Source organism: Halorubrum sp. Atlit-26R (genome assembly GCF_003666015.1).
Taxonomy (GTDB): Archaea; Halobacteriota; Halobacteria; order Halobacteriales; family Haloferacaceae; genus Halorubrum.
In genome coordinates, this window is sequence record NZ_QPLT01000014.1 from 23,961 (window position 1) to 40,974 (window position 17,014).

Annotated in this window: 21 protein-coding genes and 2 pseudogenes; 16 read left to right on the forward strand and 7 right to left on the reverse strand. The window is 68.8% G+C overall.

Annotated elements, in window-relative coordinates; all coding sequences use genetic code 11:
* Nucleotides 1-339: 339 nt before the first annotated feature.
* Nucleotides 340-1,890 carry an alkaline phosphatase family protein gene (locus tag DVK07_RS14480; protein WP_121597708.1) on the forward strand — a complete coding sequence of 517 codons (1,551 nt, stop codon included), beginning with the start codon at nt 340-342 and terminating at the stop codon, nt 1,888-1,890.
* Here the strand turns inward: DVK07_RS14480 and DVK07_RS14485 are convergent, their stop codons facing one another.
* The 3 genes and pseudogenes from DVK07_RS14485 to DVK07_RS24370 form a co-directional block, all read right to left on the reverse strand.
* The gene (locus DVK07_RS14485) at nt 1,891-2,325 is read right to left on the reverse strand and encodes a pyridoxamine 5'-phosphate oxidase family protein (protein ID WP_121597709.1); all 435 of its coding nucleotides are present in this window, start codon (nt 2,323-2,325) and stop codon (nt 1,891-1,893) included.
* 174 nt (nt 2,326-2,499) lie between these two features.
* Nucleotides 2,500-2,928, reverse strand: coding sequence for a DUF2267 domain-containing protein (locus DVK07_RS14490; protein ID WP_121597710.1), 429 nt, complete (start codon nt 2,926-2,928; stop codon nt 2,500-2,502).
* A 32-nt stretch (nt 2,929-2,960) separates the two neighbouring features.
* Nucleotides 2,961-3,393, reverse strand: a pseudogene (locus DVK07_RS24370) (universal stress protein).
* A 255-nt stretch (nt 3,394-3,648) separates the two neighbouring features.
* Between DVK07_RS24370 and DVK07_RS14500 the strand changes: the two are divergent.
* From DVK07_RS14500 to DVK07_RS14515, 4 genes are all read left to right on the forward strand, one after another.
* Nucleotides 3,649-5,604, forward strand: coding sequence for an archaea-specific SMC-related protein (locus DVK07_RS14500; protein ID WP_121597711.1), 1,956 nt, complete (start codon nt 3,649-3,651; stop codon nt 5,602-5,604).
* A gap of 63 nt (nt 5,605-5,667) precedes the next feature.
* Nucleotides 5,668-6,279: a rod-determining factor RdfA gene (gene rdfA, locus DVK07_RS14505; RefSeq protein WP_121597712.1), complete on the forward strand. Its 612-nt coding sequence runs from the start codon at nt 5,668-5,670 to the stop codon at nt 6,277-6,279.
* A gap of 69 nt (nt 6,280-6,348) precedes the next feature.
* A complete protein-coding gene (locus DVK07_RS14510; protein WP_121597713.1) occupies nt 6,349-7,104 on the forward strand; it encodes a proteasome assembly chaperone family protein in 756 nt (251 codons plus the stop codon).
* A gap of 301 nt (nt 7,105-7,405) precedes the next feature.
* The gene (locus DVK07_RS14515) at nt 7,406-7,603 is read left to right on the forward strand and encodes a hypothetical protein (RefSeq protein WP_121597714.1); all 198 of its coding nucleotides are present in this window, start codon (nt 7,406-7,408) and stop codon (nt 7,601-7,603) included.
* Nucleotides 7,604-7,758: 155 nt separating this feature from the next.
* Here DVK07_RS14515 and DVK07_RS14520 read toward each other — a convergent pair whose 3' ends face one another.
* Nucleotides 7,759-8,241, reverse strand: a complete 483-nt coding sequence (locus tag DVK07_RS14520) for a hypothetical protein (RefSeq protein ID WP_121597715.1) — start codon at nt 8,239-8,241, stop codon at nt 7,759-7,761.
* 126 nt (nt 8,242-8,367) lie between these two features.
* On the opposite strand from DVK07_RS14520, the gene DVK07_RS14525 reads away from it, so the two are divergent.
* The gene (locus DVK07_RS14525; RefSeq protein WP_121597716.1) at nt 8,368-8,820 is read left to right on the forward strand and encodes an Hsp20/alpha crystallin family protein; all 453 of its coding nucleotides are present in this window, start codon (nt 8,368-8,370) and stop codon (nt 8,818-8,820) included.
* 193 nt (nt 8,821-9,013) lie between these two features.
* On the opposite strand, the gene DVK07_RS23370 is transcribed toward DVK07_RS14525, so the two are convergent.
* Entirely contained in the window at nt 9,014-9,178 is a 165-nt protein-coding gene (locus tag DVK07_RS23370; RefSeq protein ID WP_199719529.1) for a hypothetical protein, read from the reverse strand.
* Between the two features lie 136 nt (nt 9,179-9,314).
* On the opposite strand from DVK07_RS23370, the gene DVK07_RS14530 reads away from it, so the two are divergent.
* The 7 genes and pseudogenes from DVK07_RS14530 to DVK07_RS14560 all read left to right on the forward strand — a co-directional run bounded on the left by DVK07_RS14530 (nt 9,315) and on the right by DVK07_RS14560 (nt 14,808).
* Complete coding sequence (locus DVK07_RS14530) at nt 9,315-9,560, forward strand: hypothetical protein (protein ID WP_121597717.1); 246 nt, start codon at nt 9,315-9,317, stop codon at nt 9,558-9,560.
* Between the two features lie 78 nt (nt 9,561-9,638).
* Nucleotides 9,639-10,229, forward strand: a pseudogene (locus tag DVK07_RS24375) (MaoC family dehydratase); the annotation flags it as partial.
* Nucleotides 10,230-10,841: 612 nt separating this feature from the next.
* Nucleotides 10,842-11,399, forward strand: coding sequence for a poly(R)-hydroxyalkanoic acid synthase subunit PhaE (locus tag DVK07_RS14540; RefSeq protein ID WP_233565444.1), 558 nt, complete (start codon nt 10,842-10,844; stop codon nt 11,397-11,399).
* Complete coding sequence (phaC, locus tag DVK07_RS14545) at nt 11,396-12,691, forward strand: class III poly(R)-hydroxyalkanoic acid synthase subunit PhaC (RefSeq protein ID WP_121597719.1); 1,296 nt, start codon at nt 11,396-11,398, stop codon at nt 12,689-12,691. Before DVK07_RS14540 ends, phaC begins: the two co-directional genes overlap by 4 nt.
* 205 nt (nt 12,692-12,896) lie before the next feature.
* Complete coding sequence (locus tag DVK07_RS14550) at nt 12,897-13,580, forward strand: HTH domain-containing protein (RefSeq protein WP_121597720.1); 684 nt, start codon at nt 12,897-12,899, stop codon at nt 13,578-13,580.
* Between the two features lie 2 nt (nt 13,581-13,582).
* Nucleotides 13,583-14,383, forward strand: a complete 801-nt coding sequence (locus DVK07_RS14555) for a 3-oxoacyl-ACP reductase (protein ID WP_121597783.1) — start codon at nt 13,583-13,585, stop codon at nt 14,381-14,383.
* A 2-nt stretch (nt 14,384-14,385) separates the two neighbouring features.
* On the forward strand, nt 14,386-14,808 hold the full coding sequence (locus tag DVK07_RS14560; protein ID WP_121597721.1) for a universal stress protein: 423 nt from the start codon (nt 14,386-14,388) through the stop codon (nt 14,806-14,808).
* A gap of 12 nt (nt 14,809-14,820) precedes the next feature.
* Here the strand turns inward: DVK07_RS14560 and DVK07_RS23380 are convergent, their stop codons facing one another.
* Entirely contained in the window at nt 14,821-14,961 is a 141-nt protein-coding gene (locus DVK07_RS23380) for a hypothetical protein (RefSeq protein ID WP_199719539.1), read from the reverse strand.
* Nucleotides 14,962-15,336: 375 nt separating this feature from the next.
* Between DVK07_RS23380 and DVK07_RS14565 the strand changes: the two genes are divergently transcribed.
* The 3 genes from DVK07_RS14565 to DVK07_RS14575 all read left to right on the forward strand — a co-directional run bounded on the left by DVK07_RS14565 (nt 15,337) and on the right by DVK07_RS14575 (nt 16,774).
* The gene (locus DVK07_RS14565; protein WP_121597784.1) at nt 15,337-15,768 is read left to right on the forward strand and encodes an Hsp20/alpha crystallin family protein; all 432 of its coding nucleotides are present in this window, start codon (nt 15,337-15,339) and stop codon (nt 15,766-15,768) included.
* A gap of 52 nt (nt 15,769-15,820) precedes the next feature.
* Nucleotides 15,821-16,273: a hypothetical protein gene (locus DVK07_RS14570; protein ID WP_121597722.1), complete on the forward strand. Its 453-nt coding sequence runs from the start codon at nt 15,821-15,823 to the stop codon at nt 16,271-16,273.
* A 282-nt stretch (nt 16,274-16,555) separates the two neighbouring features.
* A complete protein-coding gene (locus tag DVK07_RS14575; RefSeq protein ID WP_121597723.1) occupies nt 16,556-16,774 on the forward strand; it encodes a hypothetical protein in 219 nt (72 codons plus the stop codon).
* 50 nt (nt 16,775-16,824) lie between these two features.
* On the opposite strand, the gene DVK07_RS14580 is transcribed toward DVK07_RS14575, so the two are convergent.
* Nucleotides 16,825-16,995 carry a hypothetical protein gene (locus tag DVK07_RS14580; protein ID WP_233565445.1) on the reverse strand — a complete coding sequence of 57 codons (171 nt, stop codon included), beginning with the start codon at nt 16,993-16,995 and terminating at the stop codon, nt 16,825-16,827.
* Nucleotides 16,996-17,014 lie beyond the last annotated feature (19 nt).

The window sequence follows — 17,014 nt, forward strand, 5'->3', positions numbered from 1 at the left end:
TTGCGCGCGTTCGAGTGACCTCTCGCTGACTGACCGCGGGGACGTACATACCCGGACGACGAAACCGGGCGTCGTTAGTATTCGCTCCTTATTCCGGACGCCGGCGTACGTAACCGCGAGTGCCGCGTCCCACGGACGGGTCAGCGTGGAACCGTTCGTCGGGAGCTCCCTACCTCATCGACGACTCAGGCTCCGCTCTCGGGTCCTGACCCGCTCGCGTAGCTGAACGATTTATGGGCGAGATAACAAACAGGGACGCAGCCGCAGAGAGCGGCGTCGATGAACTCACGCCCCTATCCACAACCGAGTCCTAGCGCGTTGCCGCCGAGAGGCACGTAGATGGCCGACGTCGTCTCGATCGGGCTCGACGGTGCGGCGTGGCACAAGCTCGATCGACTGATCGCGGACGGACGCCTGCCCAATCTGGCGGCGCTGACGGACGCCGGGGCCCGGGCGCAGCTCCGGTCCGTCACGCCCCCCGTCACGTGTCCGGCTTGGCGGTGTTCGACCTCCGGGAAGAACCCGGGGAAACTCGGGGTGTACTGGTGGTTGAACCTCGACCGCGATCGCGGCGAAATCGTCAGCCCCGACGCGACCTCGTTCCCGACGGCGGACGTCTGGGATTACCTGGGCGAAGACGGCTACCGCTGTGCCGCCCTCAACGTCCCGATGACGTATCCTCCGAGCGAGATCAACGGAACGATGGTCTCCGGGTTCGGCGCGGCCTTCGACCTGAACGAGGACCACGAACGTCCCCTCACGTATCCGCCACCGTTCGAGGACGAACTGGTCGAGAAGTACGACTGGGAGACCCAAGTCGACGACGTGACCACTCGGGAGGGGCTGGAGGCGGCGTACGAGATGATCCGTTCCCGGTTCGAACTCCTCTCCGACACCCTCGAAGCGGACTACGACTACGTCCACCTCACCGTCTTCGCCGTCAACGCCCTCCAGCACAAGTACGGCGACGGCGAAGAGACGGCCCGCGCCTGGGAGCTGATCGACGACCGCCTCGGCCGGATCGACACCGAGGAGACGCTGCTCGTCCTCTACTCCGATCACGGTCACAGCCGGATCGACCACACGTTCGCCGTCAACCGCTGGCTCCTCGATAACGGCTATCTCTCGCTGTCCGCGGACGCTTCGGCCGGGAGTTCCCTGGGAACCGCCCTCTCGGAGAAGGCGTACACCACGCTCGAATCGCTCGGGATCTCACCGAAGCAGGCGTCCGTCTACGCCCGACGGATCCTCCCGTCACCGCTGTACGACGCCATCGTCCCCGCTTCGTTCCCCATTTCGAGCGCGGAACTGGCCAGCGAGGTCGACTGGAGCGAGACCGACGCCCTGGCGTTCAGTCAGGGCCCGCTGTACCTCAACCGCCGTCGCCTCGGCGATCGGTACGAGGCGGTCCGCGAAGAGCTACGGCGAGAGCTGTCCGATCTCACGCACCGGGGCTCGACGGTGCTGTCGGACGTCCGCCCGGCCGAAGCGGTGTACGACGGACCGTTCGTCGCCGATGCGCCGGACCTCCTGTTGTCCAGTTCGGAGGGGTGGGAGATCTACGGCGGCATCACTCCGTCGCCGTTCGAGTCCCAAGTGATGTCCTGGACCTCGGGAAACCATCCGCTCGGCGTGCTCCTCCTGAACGGCCCCGGCGTTGAACAGGGAGAACTGTCCGAGTGCTCGATCCTCGACGTCGCTCCGACGGTGCTGAGTTACCTGGACTCGCCGATCCCGACGGATATGGACGGATATCCGCTCGAAACGGCGTTTTCGGACGGAACGCTGTCCGTCACCGAGCGCGATCCGATCGAGGTCGAATCGACGAGGGGGAACGCCGTGGAAGACGGACTCCGAGACCAGCTGGAAGACCTCGGATACTTGGAGTGATCACAGACCCGCCGTCTTCCGGCCGATCACGGTCTCCATTCCCAGCTCGTACAGCGAGAAGGCCACGTTCTCGACCGCCTCGTCGAACAGCCGGAACGGTTGGAACCGCTCGTTGAGCGTCGCCTCGTCTACCTCGGCGTCGACCTTCCGGATCGGGCCGCGAACGTGGACGCTCCACGACTCGTCCGTCGACGATTCGTAGCAGACGAACGTGGCCGTCGCAGTCGCTTCGAGGAAGCTTCGCTTCTCGCTTTCGTCGTCGTGTTCGCTCACGCGCAGGAGGAACCTGTCGCCGTCGTAGTGATAGCTCAGCGGTACCGCGTACGCGTCGTCGTCGGCCGCCAATCCGAGCACGCCGTGTTCGCCCGCTCGCAGGCGGGCGTCGGTCTCGGACTCGGTCATTCCGCTCGTGTAGACGTACTCGGCGTGTTTCATGCGCGGACACACGCAGCGAACGGTAATATAAGGGGTGTACGGCACGGTCCCGACAACGACCCTATGGCCGTCATGTCGCCCCCGAACTGGGCACGGAGGCGCAGGGGCTCGGCGCATTCGCTCGGACCGGCCCCCGACTGCTGTCGGAGCGCGACGACTGACCGCCGCGTCGGGTTACTCCCCCCGCGTCGCCTCCCAGCCCCCCGCGTCGATCACCGCGAAGAGCTTGGCCCAGTTCCCCTCGCCTTCGCCCTCCGGGAGCTGGTCGCGGAGCTGCTGGAGGTCGGAGGGCGGAACCACCGACCCCACGAGGTCCATGACGACCTGTGCGTGATAGGCCGCGTCCTGCGGCTCCGTCCCTTCGATCTCGCTGACGCGCGCCACGAACTCCACCCAGTCGAACCGCTGTCCGTGTTCGCGGACCGCTCCGGTCGGGTACCACTTGACCTCTATCGGCAGCGAGGCGGCCAGGTCGGCGGCGTTTCCCTCGGGGATGCGCTGTCCCAGCGTCAGCAGCGTCGCGCGCGTCGTCCGAACGGCCTCGCCGGTCCCGGGGAGTTCCAAGCGGTGCTGGACCGCGCCGGTGAACTCGTCGAAGTTCATGCTACTCATGGGTTCGTGAGCCGCCGTCATAACTACTCGTCAGTTACCGGCAGCGTCCGGACCGTGAGGACCGGAGCGTCAAAGAGGCGAACCACGCGCTCGGTGGTGCTGCCGAGGAGCAGCCGCGGGAGGCCGGTCCGGCTGCGGGCCCCCGTAACGATGAGGTCGACGTCGTTCCCGTCGGCGTAGTCGAGGATCACCTCGGACGGGACCCCGTCGGACGGTGCCGACCGCGTGGACTCCGGCCTCCGCGGCACGGTCACAGATCGCCACCGCCGAGACTCGACCGGTCGTCTCCAGCTCGTCGTACGGCGATCGGCTGTGCGAATCGAGCGGGAGCACCTCGTCGAAGACGTGGAGCACGTGGAGCGTTTCCCCGCTCGTCCGGGCGAGACGGATCGCGTGCTCGACGGCCCGGGGCGTCCCGTCGCTTCCGTCGGTCGGAATGAGGGCCTTCTCGTACACGATGCCCGGTAGATGCCCTTCCCAATGTAAAGAATCGCGTGGGAAAGCGGCCGAAAGGGGCGTCGAAACGCCCGAAATCCCACGAGTGTCGGCGTCTCCGTCCTCGGTAGCAATCGCGTACCGGGCTGGGTGGCCTCGCCGTCAGTCAGAACGGGTTGCCAGATCGACGGGACACTCGCCGTGGATCTCGGCGTCTCTCGCCGCGAGACCCGACGGAAGGACAGACTTAATTGGAACTCGACCGTTCGTTAGCACATGTCTACTGACCCCGCTTCGCTGTCGCGCACCCGCGTCGAAGTCAGCAACGTCGGCGGCATCGACGAGGCGACGGTGACGATCCCGCCCGGCGTCTCGGTGCTCACCGGCCGGAACGCGACGAACAGGACGTCGTTCCTCCAGGCGCTCATGGCCGGACTCGGGAGTGAACGATCCTCGCTGAAGGGCGACGCGTCGGAGGGATCGGTGACGCTGACGATCGGCGACCAGACGTACACGAGGACGCTCACGCGGACGGAGAACGGGGTGGCGTTCGGGGGCGATCCCTACCTCGACGACCCGGGCGTGGCCGACCTGTTCGCGTTCCTGCTTGAGAGCAACGAGGCCCGACGCGCCGTCGCGCGCGGCGACGACCTCAGGGAGATCATCATGCGGCCGATCGACACGGCGCGCATCGAGTCCGATATCGAGGCGGCGAAGCGGGAGCGCGACGACCTCGAATCGCGGATCGAGGAGCTCGACGAACTGGAGCGGGAGCTCCCCGAACTGGAGGCCGAACGGGAGGAGATCGAGTCGGAGCTGGCGGACGCTCGCGAGAAACTCGCGGCGAAGGAGGCGGAGCTGGAGGAGCTGGACGCGGGCGTCGAGGAGAGCCGAGAGCGGAAGGCGGAGCTCGAACGTGCGTTCGAGCGGGTTCGGGACGCGCGGGCCGACCTCGACGACCTCGAGTTCGACCTCGAGACCGAGCGGTCCACGATCGAACAGCTGGAGGCGGAGCGCGAGGAGCTCGAGTCGACGCTCGACGCGCTCGACGAGCCCGACGGCGACCTCGACGCGCTCGACGGTCGCGTCGACGAGCTCCGCGAGCGCAAGCGCTCGCTCGACGAGACCGTCGACGAGCTCGGGAGCGTCGTCAACTTCAACCGGGAGATGCTCGACGGAGAGGGTATCGATCTCGACGGCGCGGCGGACGCCGCGTCCGGTGACGGGAGCGGCTCCGACCCGACGGCGGAGCTCGTCGCCGACGCCGAGACGACGTGCTGGACCTGCGGTTCGACGGTCGAGACCGACCAGATCGAGGCCACGCTCGACCGCCTCCGCGACCTCCGCTCGGCGAAGCTCGAGGAGCGGAACGAGGTGCGCTCCGAGATCGACGAGCTGACCGACAGGCGCTCGACGCTTCGGGAGCGGCGGTCGAAGCGGGAGCGCACCGAGCGGCGGCTCGACGAGATCGAAGGCGACATAGAGGCGGCCAGGGAACGCGCGTCCGATCTGGAAGCCCGAATCGCGGACCAGGAGGCGACCGTCGAGGAGCTCGAGTCGACCGCGGAGTCGATCGAGGTCGACAACCACGACGAGGCGCTCGAACTCCACCGGGAGATCAACGGCGTCGAGCTCCGGATCGAGCGGCTGGAGTCGGACCTCGCGTCGGTCGAAGACGAGGTCGCCGAGCGGGAGGCGGCGCTGTCGGAGCGCGAGGACCTCGTCGCCGAGCGCGAGGCGGTCGCCGACCGGCTCGCTGACCTCCGAACCCGCGTCGACCGGATCGAAGGGGAGGCGGTCGACGCGTTCAACGACCACATGTCGACGGTGCTCGACATCCTGTCGTACGACAACCTCGACCGGATCTGGATCGAGCGCCGCGAGGTCGAGGAGCGCGAGGGACGCCGGAAGGTGACGCGAACGCGCTTCGACCTCCACGTCGTTCGGTCGGCGGCGGACGGCAGCGCATACGAGGACGCGGTCGGGCACCTCTCGGAGAGCGAACGCGAGGTCACGGGGCTGGTGTTCGCGCTCGCCGGCTACCTGGTTCACGACGTCGACGAGACGGTCCCCTTCGTCCTGCTCGACTCCTTGGAGGCGATCGACTCGGACCGGATCGCCGACCTCGTCGACTACTTCCGCGACCACGCGGACCACCTCGTCGCGGCGCTGTTGCCGGAAGACGCGCAGGCGCTCGACGACGAGTACGCGTACGTGGAAACCATCGACTGAGTCACCGCGTCCGATAGAGATTACAGCGCTACATTTGTAATGCCTCGCGCTCAACGGAGAGGTATGTCGCAGTCGAACGAGGGTCGGCGGACGAAGGTCGCTCGCGTGATAGACGAGTACGGGCTGACCGGGATGGGTGCCCGCCTCGAAGCGGCGTGGACCGGCGATTCGGGCGAGTCGGGCGAGCGAACGAGCCTGCGAGATTTGGCCGACGAGTTCAACGAGGCGGTGCTGGAGGCCGCGCTCCGGGACGCCGGCGGCGCGCCGCTGGAGTTCGAGGTGTCGGGGACGTACGAGACGCTGTCGTCGGGGACGGAGGCGGACGCGACCCGCGCGCGTCGGCGGCTGGAGCGCGGGGGCGTCGACGCGGAGGCCGTCGAGTCGGACTTCGTCACGCATCAGGCCGTCCACACGTACCTGAAGCGGGACCGGGACGCGAGCCTCCCGGCGGACGACGGAGACCGACGCGAGCGGAAGGTCGAATCGATCGAGAAGCTTCAGGGCCGGCTCGCGGCGGTGACGGAGTCCGCGCTCTCCTCGCTCGCCGCGGCCGACGAGCTCGACCGGGACGACTACGACGTACTCGTGAACGTCCGGGCCGTCTGCCCCGAGTGCGGCGCCGACCGCCCGGTCAGCGAACTCCTCCGCGAGGGCGGCTGCGGCTGTTCGGACTGATCGGCACGCGCACAGCGGTACGCTCCTGCTAACAATGCCCGCGCCCCGCGGACGCGGACGACAGACACGATGGACGAGGTCTCAGTCACCTTCGACCGGCTCACGGACGCGGCGACCGACGCGCCGACCCTCATCGAGGGGTTCCCGGGCTTCGGCCTCGTCGCCGCGATAGCGGTCGAACAGATAACGACTCAGCTGGGCCTCGAACACCACGGGAACGTCGTCTCCGACGAGTTCCCGAAGGTCCTCTCGTACCGCGACGGACACGCGCAGGACGTGATCCGAGTGTACGCGGGATCGGACGCCGACGTCATGACGCTCCAGAGCGACCTCGCGCCCCCGCCCAGCGCGTTCGAGCCGCTGAGCCGCTGCGTGCGCGAGGAGCTGGCCCCCGAGTTCGAGCGGGCGATCTTCCTCGCCGGCGCTCCCGCGGAGAGCGAGGCCGACGTCGGGAACGTCGAAGCGATCACGACGACGCCCGCGCTCGACGCGGAGCTCCGCGACTGCGGCATCGAACTGGCCGAGGGGACCGGACTCGTCGGCGGCGTCACCGGCGCGCTCGCCAGCGACTGCTATCACACCGACATCCCGGCGGCGGTGCTCGTCGTCCGCGCCGACCCGTACTTCCCGGACCCGGGCGCCGCTCGCGCGGTCATCGAGAACGCGCTGGAACCGCTCGTCGACTTCGACATCGACACGTCGGAGCTCGAAGCGCAGTCGGACCGGATCCGCCGGCAGATGGAACAGGTCGCCGAGCAGTATCGGCAGATGGTCGAGGGGCAGGGGCCGCGGTCGGAGACCGCGCAGCTGAGCATGTACCAGTGAGCCGCCCGCGTTCTCGCCGCCACACACTGACCGCCGCGTCGACGCGGTCCGTGTCGGTCTCGCGGACCGCGCCGGCGGCGGCGAGGGTAATCCGGTCGTACCGAAATTACGCGTCCGTTACTGTAACGGGACGGCCCTGCTACGTCTCGCTATCGCTCCTCGATAGACCGTTCGACGACGGCGACGACCGCCCGGTGGGTATCGTTACCGACCGCGGGGGTCGGCCGGCTTCTGCGGCGTCGTCCCGGCTCGCAACGACTCGGTACAAGCGTATATGCGGCCGAACGATCAAGGCGAGAGCATGGCGGAACACTCGCACCCCTCGCCCGACTCGCCGGACTGGCACCGCCCGGACTTCTGTCCGTTCTGCGGCGCCGAACTCACCGACGCCGGCGCCGGATTCATCGATCACCTCGACGACGCGCCCGAGTGCGAGGAGCGCTTCGCGGTCTGGCGCCAGCGGGTCGCCGACGACATCGGCGGCGAGTGGGGCGGGTGACGGCGAGTGGGGCGGGTGACGGCGAGTGGGGCGGGTGACGGCGAGTGGGGCGGGTGACGGCGAGTGGGGCGGGTGACGGCGAGTGGGGCGGGTGACGGCGAGTGGGGCGGGTGACGGCGAGCGGTCGACCGACGGACAGCCGGTCGCGGGCGCCGCTACCGGTCGCCGAACGCGTCGTCGTCTTCGAACGCGTCGTCGTCGAACACGCCGTCGCGCCAGTCGTCTTCCCCCTCGCTCGGCTCGCCCCAGTCGACGTACCCGCGTTCGAGGGTCTCGACGACCAACTCGCCGAGGTCCGTCAGCTCCGCCGCCGCGAGGCCGCCGAGCTCCTCGCGCGGCGCGAGTTCCGCGACGCTCGGCACTTCGAAGCGGAGCCGCTCCTCCGTCGGGTCCCAGTAGAAGTCGAGCCGCTCGAAGAGGCCGAGTTCGCGGACGCTCCGGTACGCCGACTCGGTCAGGTCGGTGTAGTCGGCCCATTCGAGGAACGCGTCGGTCCACGCCCCGTCAGCCAGCAGTTCTTCCAGCTCCTCGCGGCGGCGGTCGCCGATGTCGTCGACCGCGCCCGCGGGGTCGAGATCGCTCGGTGGCGGACGGTTCGTCAGATCGGGCGGCGGCGGCGGGTCGACGTCGAGCGCCATGTGCGCGCTTCGGCGACGCGAGTGATAAATAGTGGCTCGTTTCCGCGTTCGTCGCGGTCGCCGCCTCGCCCGAACGACCCCATAGTATTTGCTGTTGGTTCGCCAACAGGGGGACGCAGGCAAACAATGGACTCACGCAACACGTTCTCCGAGGAACTGGAACAGTTGTTCGACCGGCTGAACAGGCAGTTCGGGGACGTCTCCCGCTCGTGGGAGCCGGTCACCCCGTTCGGTCGGTGGTCCGCCGCGATCGACGGGGCGGCGGTCGATCTCCTCGAGCGCGACGAGGAGTTCGAGGCGAGGGTCGACCTACCGGGGTTCGAGCGCGACGACGTCGAGGTCCGCGTCACGGACCACGTCCTTCGGATCGAGGCCGAGCGGGACGCCCCGGCCGAGGAGCCGGACGACGACGGGCGGTACCTCCGGCGCGAGCGCCGGCACGACGCGGTTCACCGGTCGATCCGACTCCCGGACGACGTCGACGCCGACGGCGTGACCGCCGCGATGAAGAACGGCGTCTTGACCGTCACCCTCCCGAAGCTCGAAGTCGAGCGAACTCACACCATCGAAGTCGAGTGATCCGGTCGGTCCGCCCGCGAGGGGATCGCACTCGTCCCGTCCCGCGCTGAAGGTTCGATCACCCGGCGTCCCGATACCGGCGCGTCAAGTCGTCTCGGACCGCGCGCCTCGTCGATCGCTGACATCGACGGGGGCGTACGCGAGGTCGCCGGGCTGAACCCCGTCGCGACGCCGCCGGCGATTTCTCCGCCGGCTACTCGTCGCTGTCGAGCTCGTCTTCGTCCTCCTCGGCTTCTCGTTCCTCGCGTCGCTCCCGTGTTTCCTCCGCGTATTCCATCTCCTCGTCCATCTCCCGTTCGCGCTGCCGTTTCTCCTCGTCGTGAGCCTGCTCGTCTCGTCCCTCTTTGGTATCTGGCATGCGGCCTGTGTACAGGGACCACGTATCTAACCTTTCCGGCGACCGTTCGGGGCCGCCGCCGGGTAATCGCGGCTTATCGAGCAGATCGGTCATAATAACTTAGCGTCCGGCACGGGCAGGGTTTGTCGTCAACCGCATGCACGCACAGAACGGCGTCAGCGAGCGGCCCCCGAAACGCGAGGCGCCACTCACTCCGCTCCCCGAACAGCTCGATTCACACGCCGCGAAGCTGCTGTACCTCTACCTGGACGCCGTCGGCCCGGCGACGGCGGAGGAGCTGTCCGCGGCTCTGCGAATCAGAAAGATCTCCCTCTACCCGCTCCTGCGGCACCTCGCGTCGCGCGATATCGTCAGCCGCGACGGCCAGACGTACCGCGTGTGACGCGCCGAAGCCCGAGCCGATGCGGCGGAGAGGGACGGATCCGACGGACGACGGACGGAGCGCGGTTCGACACAACAGATGATCCGACTCGACGAGACCGACACCGGCCGATGGACCGACGCCGCACAGCGCTGGATCCGTCCGTGGGCGAGAGCGGCACGAGCGTTCCCCGTACCGACTCCGGGACTGGACGACGCCGCTCCGCAGCCGTCGGACGCGTCCGGCTCCGAGCCCGACGGGGACCGCTCCGCCGACGCGGCCGCGGACGCTCCCGAGGAGCTACGGATCGGACAGGTCGTTTCGTACGGTAAGCGGCTGACCGACGCGGACGTCCGGGCGTTCGCCCGCGCGAGCGGCGACGAGAACCCGCTCCACCTCGTCGAGGCGTACGCCCGCGAGACCCGCTTCGGAGAGCGGGTCGCCCACGGAATTCTGGTGGCGGGCGTGATCAGCGCCGCGCTCGCGAAGCTCCCGGGGCTCGTCGTCTACCTCTCGCAGGACCTCCGCTTCCTCGGCCCGGTGTCGGTCGGCGACCGCGTGACGGCCGAGTGCGAGGTCCTCGAACCGGTCGGTGACGACCGATACCGGCTCCACACCCGCGTCACTACCGACGACGGCGAGACGGTGGTCGACGGCGAGGCGGTGGTGCTGATCGGCGAGGCGCCCCCGGAAGCGACGGGGGCAAACACTTATCAGAGTCGTCGGCGAACCGGCGGACCGCCGAACGCGGCGCAGATCATCCGAACCGCGGTAGAACACGCCATGCTCTCGAACCGACCGACCCGACACGGGGACCCGACCGAGACCGCCGCACAGAACCGACGACGCGCGGTCGACCTGGGCCAGCGGGCCGTCGAACAACAGTTCGACCTCCCGCGGCGATTCGCCCGCGCCGCCCGCGAGGCGACGCCGGAGGCCCGGTCGGCACAGCGGCGGGCCGACGCGGTGGCCCGCGACCTGACCCGGCTCGCGCTGCGGACGCCGATGACCGCCTGGAGCTCGTCGGCGCGCGCGGCCGAGACCGAGGCCGACGTCGACGAGTTCGTCGAGCGCTCGTTCGAGCCGCTCGCGGACCTGCGGGCGGCCAACTGGTCGCTCGTCGAGGAGGGACTCGACGCCCAGATCGCGGCGTACGAGTCGTTCGTCGACGCGATGACCGGCGGCGGGATGCGCCCGACGGCGACTCCGGACCGCGGATTCGACGCCGACGAGACGCCCGGCCCCGACCGGTGACGTGACCGGTCGCGAACCGACAGCGACCCCCGACACGGCAGACACACAATGTCAACGACGACCGACCCGATGGACGCGCAGTCCGAGTGGTGGAACAGCTTCGCCGAGATGAACGAGGAGTTCGCGACCGCGCTCGAACGGAACCTCGACGCGCAGGCCGCGTTCACCGAGGCCTGGATGGACTCGTTCGACGTGACGTCCGGCCAAGAGGAGATGTCCGACGGGATGGCGGGCGTCATGCGCGCCTACGAGACGTGGATGACGGCCGCCAACGAGTCCGTGGAAACGATGGCCGACGTGATGGAAGGCGAGAACGTCTCGGCCGAGCAGTTCCGGTCGATCTGGCTGAACGCCGCCAACCAGGCGTTCAAGGACGTGATGCAGACCCGGGCCTTCGCCGCGGCGACCGGCCAGTCGGTCGGGTCCCAGATGGACCTCCGGCAGCGCGTCGACGACCTCGTCGAGACGTCGCTCCACGCGAGCGGCCTCCCGAGCGAGGGCGACATCGAGGAGGTCGGCGAGCGGCTCGTCGAGCTCGAACGGCGCCAACACGCCGTCGAGGACCGGCTCGACCGGATCCTCGAGGCGCTCGACGCCAAGGAATGAGGTCCATTCCGGCGTTCGTCGACCTCGGAACGGACCTGTGGCGCGAGAGCGCCGCGGCGGTCGGCCGCCGGAGCGACGCCGCCGACCGAGCGGAGCTGATGGCCGACGTCGACGTCGGACAGACCCCGAGCGAGGTGGTGTACCGGGAGAACAAGCTCGAACTCCTGCGGTACGAGCCGCTCGTCGAGCGCGAGCACGACGTGCCCATACTCGTCGTGTACGCGCTCATCAACCGCCCGTACATCCTCGACCTCCAGCCGGACAGGAGCGTCGTCCGCCGGCTCTTGGAGCGCGGCTTCGAGGTCTATCTCATCGACTGGGGCGAGCCCTCGACGCTGGACGCGTCGCTCACCCTCGCCGACTACGTCACGCGCTACATCGACAACTGCGTCGACGAGGTCCGCGAGCGGGCGGGCGTCGACGCCGTCTCGCTGCTGGGCTACTGTATGGGCGGGAGCATGAGCGCGATGTACGCCGCGCTCCGACCGGAGAAGGTACGGAACCTCGGGCTGATGGCCGCGAGCCTCTGTTTCGACGACAGCGGCGGCGTTCTGGAGACGTGGGGCGACGAGGCGTACTACTCGCCGGCCGCGGTCGCCGAGGCCACCGGCACGGTGCCGGCGGACTTCTTCGCGACCGGCTTCGACCTGATGGACCCGGTCGACAACGCCCTGACGAAGTACGTCCGGCTCGGCGAGAACCTCGACGACGACGAGTTCGTGGCGAACTTCGCCCGGATGGAGCGCTGGCTCTCCGAGGGGATCGACATGGCCGGCGAGACGTACCGGCAGTTCCTCGAGGAGGTGTACCAGTCGAACGCCCTCTGTCGGAACGAGCTCGAACTCGCCGGCGAGCGCGTCGACCTCGACAACCTCCGAATGCCGGTGTTACAGATCCTCGCCGAGTACGACCACCTCGTGCCGCCGAGCGCGAGCCGACCGTTCAACGACGCGATACCCAGCGACGACGTCGAGACCATCGAGTTCGCGACCGGCCACATCGGCCTCTCCGTCTCCCGTCGCTCGCACGACGAGCTCTGGCCGCGGGTCGCCGACTGGTTCGCCGAGCGCTCGTCGGCCGACGACTCCGGGGCGTCGCCCGAGGACGCCCCCGACATACAGGTCGTCGACGGGATCGGCGAGGTGTACGCCGAGCGGCTCCGCGCCGCCGGCGTCGACTCCCTCGCCGACCTCGTCGAGGGAGACCCAGACGAGTTGGCGTCGGCCACGGGCGCCCCGCCGAGCCGGGTCCGTGGCTGGGTCGAACGGGCGGCGGACCGACTCGGGGAGTAGTCTCGTCCTCGCCCGAGAAACACTTTTATCGAATGCTGGTGACTGACAAACTGCTACGACGCTCCGCCGGCGACGTGACCCCGAGAGCGACGAGACATCGCCGTCCGAGTGCGAACCGGTCCGCGAGCGCGCCCCCAACGGTCGTTCGAACGCGACGGAACGGCGAGCCCGGCGGACGCGGCACGCTGCGCGAAGGTGACCGACAATGACGCACGAAAACGCCTCGACTGCGGGACGACGTGATCCTCCCGCAGCCGACGCCACGACCGACGAGAGACGCACAGTTCGCGACGGCGCGGGAGCCGCCCCGCCGCCGACCGTCGAAACCGAAGAGGCCGTCCGCTCGGACGGCGGCGGGGACGCTCAGGGATTCAAAGCCGAGCTGTACGTGCGGGCGAACGCCCCGGCGCCGGGCCGCGTCCGGCGCGTCGTCGACCGCATGGACGACCTCGCGGCCGACGGGCGGCTCGACGGCTACGTCGTCCACGCCGTCCCGCCGGAGGTGAACCTCAGCGAGCGATCGACGGCCACGGCCGCGACGAACGTCCGCGGCCTCTTGGACGTCGCCGACCGGCTCGGGGGCGAGGACCGACATCGGTACCCGTTCCGGATCGTCTCGCGGCACTCGGCGATCACCGACGAGACGACGGAGGTGTTCCTGCTGCCGGCGCTCTGTCTCCTGCTTTACGACGGGTCGGACCTCGTCGACCTCGCGCCGTGCCACGGGCGGGACGGCACCTGGCACATCGAGGACTGCCTGTCGGTGGTGGATCGCGCCGCCTCGGAGCCGAGCCGCGAGGAGCCCGAGGACGCCGCCGAGCGCGGTGAGCCGACGCGGTCCGGCGACGATTTCACCCCGATCGGACCCCTCGGTACGGAGGGCGAGTGACCGTGTCGGGCCTCGAACGAGACGCGCTCGCCCGGGTCGAGGAGACGAGGGAGCGCGGCGGCCTCGCCGACGCGACCTGCGTCGTGACCGGCGGTTCGCGCGGCATCGGCCGCGCCATCGCGACCGAGCTCGGCGCCGCCGGAGCGGACGTGGTGGTGAACTACCGCAGCTCCGCGGACCGGGCGAACGCCGTCGCCGAGGCGATCGACGACGCGGCCGAGGGCGAGGCGACCGCCGTCCGGGCGGACGTCGCCGACCCCGAGGCGGTCGAGTCGATGGCGACGGCGGTCCGCGAGCGGTTCGGTCCGGTCGACGTGCTGGTCAACAACGCCGGGATCACGGTCGATACCCCCTTCGAGCGGATGGACCGGAGCGACTGGCAGCGGGTGATCGAGACCAACCTCGGTGGGACGTTCAACTGTACGAACGCGTTCTACGAGGACATCCGCGACGCCGACGCCGGGCGGCTCATAAACGTCGGGAGCGTCGTCGGCCGCCGCGGGAACTACGGCCAGACGAACTACGCGGCCTCGAAGAGCGGCCTGATCGGCTTCACCCGCTCGCTCGCGCTGGAGCTCGCGCCGCACGGCTCCACCGTCAACTGCGTCGCGCCCGGGTTCACCGAGACGGAGATGCTGGAGGTCGTTCGCGAGGACGTTCAGGAGGCGATCCGGGAGGACATCCCGCTCGACCGGTTCGCGGCCCCCGAGGAGGTCGCCGCAGCCGTCGGCTTCCTCGCGGCGCCGCGGGCGTCGTACGTCACCGGCGAGATCGTCAACGTCAACGGCGGCATGTACGCGTGACCATGTACGAACACGTCATCCTCCCCGTCGACGGTAGCGCCGGATCGAACAAGGCGGCCGAACACGCGCTCACCATCGCGGAGCGCTTCGACGCAGACCTCCACGTGATCCACGTGGTCGACACGCACCGGTACGGCGAGCCGGCGCTGAGCAACGCCGAGCTGGTGATCGACGGGCTCGAAGACCGCGGCGACGACCTGCTCCGGGAGTTCGTCGACCGCGCGGCGTCTGTCGGCGTCGACGCACAGTCGCGCCTCTGTCGAGGGTACCCGTCCCGCGAGATCGTCGACTACGCGGGGACGGTCGACGCCGGGGTCGTCGTCATCGGCACGCAGGGGCTCACGCACGACCGCCCCGGACACCTCGGCGGCGTCGCGGACCGCGTCGTTCGCAACTGTCCCCAGCCGGTCCTCCTCGTCTCGTAGTCCGGGACCGCGTCAGGGTCCCTCCTGAAGGAAGCGGCCCTCCTGTTCGTAGATGGTGACGACTTCCGCGATGAACTCCGCGGGGGTCTCGTCGTCCTCCAGGTGGCTCTCGATGCGCGCCAGTAGCTCGTCGTCGAGTTCGATAGTCGCCATCACGAGGAGTGATAACGCGTAACGATAAGATAAACCCCCGCCTCCGTTCGCGGCGAGCCGTCCGGTAACGGGATCGATACCGTCACACACGCCGTTGCTAACGGTGTATCGAGCCCTCACGACATGACAGACTGCGCCGAAATCGCGGCGACGACCGCGGACCGACCGAGCGACCGCGGCCTCGAACCCGCTCGAACTGCCCCCGCACCGGCCATGAGCGGCGGCCTTCGGCACCGAGGCGGTTGCTAGGACTCCTCGGTCTCGTGTGCCGGTTCCTCTCGTGGGCCGTCGGGAGAACCCCGAATCGACCGCGACTCGACAACTGCCCAAGGCTATATTACGAAGTTCCGCGTATCGTTGACCAGAGTGTTAACCATGAGCTCTCGATACGACCCTTTCGCGGAGACGGAGCGGCTGCTCGACCGAATGAACCGGCGGTTTGGCGACGTCGAGGGCTGGGACGCGTCTGACGACCGCTCGTCGTCGACGCCGATCGACCTCGTCGAACACGACGACGAGTTCGTCGTCACCTTCGATCTCCCGGGGTTCGAGACGGACGACGTCGAGGTCCGGGTCGCTGATCACACGCTCCGGATCGAGGCCGACCGCGACGAGTCGGTGTCTGAGGACGACGAGGCGTACATCAGGCGCGAGCGTCGCCATCGCTCGGTCCGCGAGTCAGTGAGTCTCCCCGACGAAGTGGACACGGAAGCGGTGTCGGCCCGGATGCGAAACGGAGTGTTGACCGTCACGCTCCCGCGGACGACCGCCGAGGCGGAGCGAACCGTCGAGATCAACGAGGAGTGAGCCCGGCGGTTACCGGTATCATTTAATATCGGTTACAGTATATACAGTTGTCATGAACGACGGTCAAAACCGAAACGATCGCGCCGGCGACGGTCCGGGGGACCCGTCGGCGGGCGATCGGCCCCCGTCACCCGACGTTCTCGGACTCGACCACGTTTACCGAGCGCTGGCACATCCGCGGCGCCGGTACCTCTGTTACACCCTCCTCGGAGGGGCCTCGTGGTCGCTGTCGGACTTGGCGACGCGGATCGCCGCGTGGGAGAACGGGGCGTCCGAGGACGCGGTCACCGAGTGCCAACGGCAACGAGTGATCGTCTCGCTGTATCACGCGCACGTCCCCAAGCTGGTCGACGACGACATCGTCGCCTTCGACGAGGCGAGCGAAACGATACGGCCGGCCGGGAACGCCACGCAGGTCCTCTCGGTCCTCGAAGCAATAGAGGGAAGCGTCGACGGTCGGCAGGAGGCGCACGCACGGGATGAGACCGATGACGTTCGGCGCTGACGGAGGGCCGACGCGGCCGCAGTCGAAGAGTTTTCTTCGGTCCCGAGCGCGAGAAGTGGGGCACGGGGACGGTGGAGTTCCGCTACGGCGGGTAGCGCGTCGAGGTCCGGAGCGACGGCTGGCTCCTGATCTCCGAGCCGACCGAGAAGTCGTGACTCGGGGACCGAACCGGCACGCCTCTGGGCCGCGACGCCCCACCACCTCACCGCCGTCTCCCGATACCCCGCTCGTACGACCGCTACGACCACTATAACAATCACCGGGGTCGGCCATGTGCGGACGATGGCATCAGAACGCCGTTCGATACGCGACTGGATAGCACTGGCCTCACCCGGGGTCCTGATCGTCGTCGGCGCCGTGCTGTTCGTGGTCCCGCTCCCCCCGACGTCGATGCTCGGAATCGGACTGATCGTCCTGGGGATACTGCTGTGGGCCGTCGAGTACTTCGGTGGGCGGCGCGAGCGTCGAGTGGGCGAAGGGGAGGCGGAGCCCACCGACTGACCGCCGTCGACCCGATCCGAATGTCCGGGTCTCGGCGGGCGAGGAGACGCTCACTCGCGCCAGCCGGAGAAGTGTGCGAAACAGTAGATGAACCCCACCCAGCCGAGCAGTAGCCCGGCGACGATGAGGAGGAAATCGGCCAGCGTCGTGCCGAACGCGATGAGGTAGCCGAGACCGACCGTCAGCAACGAGAGCGCGGTACCCAACGTTACGAGACACACTTTTCTCGATCGGGTCGGC

What these genes read in the sequence shown, in the direction of transcription:
- DVK07_RS14480 (WP_121597708.1), top strand. Translation starts at nt 340, where the DNA reads ATGGCCGACGTCGTCTCGATCGGGCTCGACGGTGCGGCGTGGCACAAG.
- DVK07_RS14485 (WP_121597709.1), bottom strand. Translation starts at nt 2,325, where the DNA reads ATGAAACACGCCGAGTACGTCTACACGAGCGGAATGACCGAGTCCGAG.
- DVK07_RS14490 (WP_121597710.1), bottom strand. Translation starts at nt 2,928, where the DNA reads ATGAACTTCGACGAGTTCACCGGCGCGGTCCAGCACCGCTTGGAACTC.
- DVK07_RS14500 (WP_121597711.1), top strand. Translation starts at nt 3,649, where the DNA reads ATGTCTACTGACCCCGCTTCGCTGTCGCGCACCCGCGTCGAAGTCAGC.
- rdfA (WP_121597712.1), top strand. Translation starts at nt 5,668, where the DNA reads ATGTCGCAGTCGAACGAGGGTCGGCGGACGAAGGTCGCTCGCGTGATA.
- DVK07_RS14510 (WP_121597713.1), top strand. Translation starts at nt 6,349, where the DNA reads ATGGACGAGGTCTCAGTCACCTTCGACCGGCTCACGGACGCGGCGACC.
- DVK07_RS14515 (WP_121597714.1), top strand. Translation starts at nt 7,406, where the DNA reads ATGGCGGAACACTCGCACCCCTCGCCCGACTCGCCGGACTGGCACCGC.
- DVK07_RS14520 (WP_121597715.1), bottom strand. Translation starts at nt 8,241, where the DNA reads ATGGCGCTCGACGTCGACCCGCCGCCGCCGCCCGATCTGACGAACCGT.
- DVK07_RS14525 (WP_121597716.1), top strand. Translation starts at nt 8,368, where the DNA reads ATGGACTCACGCAACACGTTCTCCGAGGAACTGGAACAGTTGTTCGAC.
- DVK07_RS23370 (WP_199719529.1), bottom strand. Translation starts at nt 9,178, where the DNA reads ATGCCAGATACCAAAGAGGGACGAGACGAGCAGGCTCACGACGAGGAG.
- DVK07_RS14530 (WP_121597717.1), top strand. Translation starts at nt 9,315, where the DNA reads ATGCACGCACAGAACGGCGTCAGCGAGCGGCCCCCGAAACGCGAGGCG.
- DVK07_RS14540 (WP_233565444.1), top strand. Translation starts at nt 10,842, where the DNA reads ATGTCAACGACGACCGACCCGATGGACGCGCAGTCCGAGTGGTGGAAC.
- phaC (WP_121597719.1), top strand. Translation starts at nt 11,396, where the DNA reads ATGAGGTCCATTCCGGCGTTCGTCGACCTCGGAACGGACCTGTGGCGC.
- DVK07_RS14550 (WP_121597720.1), top strand. Translation starts at nt 12,897, where the DNA reads ATGACGCACGAAAACGCCTCGACTGCGGGACGACGTGATCCTCCCGCA.
- DVK07_RS14560 (WP_121597721.1), top strand. Translation starts at nt 14,386, where the DNA reads ATGTACGAACACGTCATCCTCCCCGTCGACGGTAGCGCCGGATCGAAC.
- DVK07_RS23380 (WP_199719539.1), bottom strand. Translation starts at nt 14,961, where the DNA reads ATGGCGACTATCGAACTCGACGACGAGCTACTGGCGCGCATCGAGAGC.
- DVK07_RS14565 (WP_121597784.1), top strand. Translation starts at nt 15,337, where the DNA reads ATGAGCTCTCGATACGACCCTTTCGCGGAGACGGAGCGGCTGCTCGAC.
- DVK07_RS14570 (WP_121597722.1), top strand. Translation starts at nt 15,821, where the DNA reads ATGAACGACGGTCAAAACCGAAACGATCGCGCCGGCGACGGTCCGGGG.
- DVK07_RS14575 (WP_121597723.1), top strand. Translation starts at nt 16,556, where the DNA reads ATGGCATCAGAACGCCGTTCGATACGCGACTGGATAGCACTGGCCTCA.